Genomic DNA, 1,670 nt, shown 5'->3' with positions numbered 1-1,670 from the left:
ACAATGATGTGAGCCGAGGGAAGCCCTGAAAAATCAAGCAGGATGCCCGGGAATTTATAACGACTCCGGTTGTTCTCTACGAACCTCGCCCTGTGCGGGGATTTTCTTTTGGTGGTTTATACACCGCCGTTTAACCATTGATCACTTTCTATTTATCTCTCTCCATTCTCCGGCTTTGTGAGTCATCAGTGTCTCGACCTTGAGGCTACGAGCCAGTGCTTTAAGGTGGTTCCATGAGTGAGAGAAACGGGGTTGATGATCGGTCCAGAGCTCTCCCCAGTCGCGGTGCATGGCCGTGGTTCTTGCCCGCTGGATGGAGTGCAGGTTACCCAGCTCAATCAGGAGAATGGCTTCAACCATGTCCCGGTACCAGCGGTTGAGATAAGAGAGGGTATTTCTGTCCGGGTAGAGTAAGCGACAAGACATAAAATGGCCGTTGGAGAGTTCAACGGCCAGCAGGGCAGGCGGTCTCATAATCGTGGACCACTCATCTGGAGGGTGTGCCATTGGCCCTCCTGCCAGTAGTGCAGGAACTCGGCATCGGTGTCGTACGCCAGATTCAACAGCGCTGTTAAGTCTGCACTGTGTTTGGGACGGACTCGACTCCACGGATCGCCCATATCCTTGTAAGCCCTGGCACCGTCTTTATCAATGCCTGAAATATCACCAAGATTGATAATTGCCCTGGCATCATTCTCACTGGAGAAATACTGCCTGAGGATCTGGCCAACCCGATCCCCATCGAAGTGGCAGTAGATGGAGCGATAGCTGCCGTCATCCAGCAGCCTCGCTATTCTTGACCGGGTGCTCATAAGACGGTCTCCAGTCCGGCGGTGATTCGATAGATTCGGTCCTGACCTTCCGGTTTCTCCGATTCGATGGTCAGCCCCAGTCGTTTTTTCAGGGCACCGGCGAAAGTGCCTCGGACTGTGTGTTTCTGCCAGCCGGTCTTGTCCATGATTTCTTCAATGGCAGCACCCTCCGGGCGGGCCAGAAGTTCAATCACTGTGTGGAGTTTGGTGCCGGTGCGGATTTTGCCCTTGTCTTTAGAGGCTGGTTTATCCTCGCAACCTATAGCCGCTTTGCCCTGCGGACTGATGTCGTAGGTGTTGGGTTCTTTCAGGGAAATCAGGAAGCCCCGACTGGTCAGGCTCTCTAACACTTTCTTTCGGGCTCCCCCTTTGATGGTGAGATCGGAGGTGTTCAGTGTTCCGGTTTTGGCGGCTTGTTGCAGCACGTTTTCTTGGGCTTGGGTGAGTTTGTCGTGTTTCATAGTGTCTCTCCTTCTTTTTTGGATTTTTGTTGTCCATCGTTGATGCCTTGCTGGTAAGCCTCTTCCAGGGCGCTTCTAACGCACCAGACAGCGACTTCATTGAAATCTTCGGAGGTATTCTGTTCGCTCAGGGTATCGAACAGTCGATGCTTTCTGGCGATGGCTTCCAGGGCTTTTTCGATGCGTTTGTTCATTGGCTTGTCCTTTCGGTTGATTTGTTGTTGTTATGTACAGTTAGGCTCTATAACCGCTGGTTATCAAGAAAAAGCAGATAATTATCAATTGCTTGGAGGATAGGTCGGGCTCTGGCGGGGAAGAGAGGGGGCGAGCGGGGTTATGAAGCTACTGTCGCAGTCAGAATTCGCCAAACGTCAAGGCTGGAGCCGACAATATGTGG

General features: G+C 52.2%; 4 protein-coding genes. All 4 read right to left on the bottom strand.

Annotation, left to right across the window (positions count from 1 at the left end):
• Positions 1–141: 141 nt before the first annotated feature.
• The 4 genes from AK963_RS28735 to AK963_RS28720 are packed head-to-tail and all read right to left on the bottom strand — an operon-like array spanning position 142 to position 1,467.
• Positions 142–507 carry a hypothetical protein gene (locus tag AK963_RS28735; protein WP_139117763.1) on the bottom strand — a complete coding sequence of 122 codons (366 nt, stop codon included), beginning with the start codon at positions 505–507 and terminating at the stop codon, positions 142–144.
• On the bottom strand, positions 471–812 hold the full coding sequence (locus AK963_RS28730; RefSeq protein WP_066018698.1) for a hypothetical protein: 342 nt from the start codon (positions 810–812) through the stop codon (positions 471–473). The genes AK963_RS28735 and AK963_RS28730 overlap by 37 nt, the downstream gene beginning before the upstream one ends.
• Positions 809–1,273: a DUF3489 domain-containing protein gene (locus AK963_RS28725; RefSeq protein WP_066018697.1), complete on the bottom strand. Its 465-nt coding sequence runs from the start codon at positions 1,271–1,273 to the stop codon at positions 809–811. The genes AK963_RS28730 and AK963_RS28725 overlap by 4 nt, the downstream gene beginning before the upstream one ends.
• Complete coding sequence (locus AK963_RS28720) at positions 1,270–1,467, bottom strand: DUF6900 domain-containing protein (RefSeq protein ID WP_066018696.1); 198 nt, start codon at positions 1,465–1,467, stop codon at positions 1,270–1,272. Before AK963_RS28720 ends, AK963_RS28725 begins: the two co-directional genes overlap by 4 nt.
• Positions 1,468–1,670: the final 203 nt, after the last annotated feature.

Source organism: Endozoicomonas atrinae, assembly GCF_001647025.1.
Lineage (GTDB): Bacteria > Pseudomonadota > Gammaproteobacteria > Pseudomonadales > Endozoicomonadaceae > Endozoicomonas > Endozoicomonas atrinae.
This window is presented reverse-complemented; position numbering and strand designations above follow the sequence as displayed.

Coding starts and splice junctions, on each gene's coding strand:
- AK963_RS28725 (WP_066018697.1), bottom strand. CDS start 1,273: ATGAAACACGACAAACTCACCCAAGCCCAAGAAAACGTGCTGCAACAA.
- AK963_RS28720 (WP_066018696.1), bottom strand. CDS start 1,467: ATGAACAAACGCATCGAAAAAGCCCTGGAAGCCATCGCCAGAAAGCAT.
- AK963_RS28735 (WP_139117763.1), bottom strand. CDS start 507: ATGGCACACCCTCCAGATGAGTGGTCCACGATTATGAGACCGCCTGCC.
- AK963_RS28730 (WP_066018698.1), bottom strand. CDS start 812: ATGAGCACCCGGTCAAGAATAGCGAGGCTGCTGGATGACGGCAGCTAT.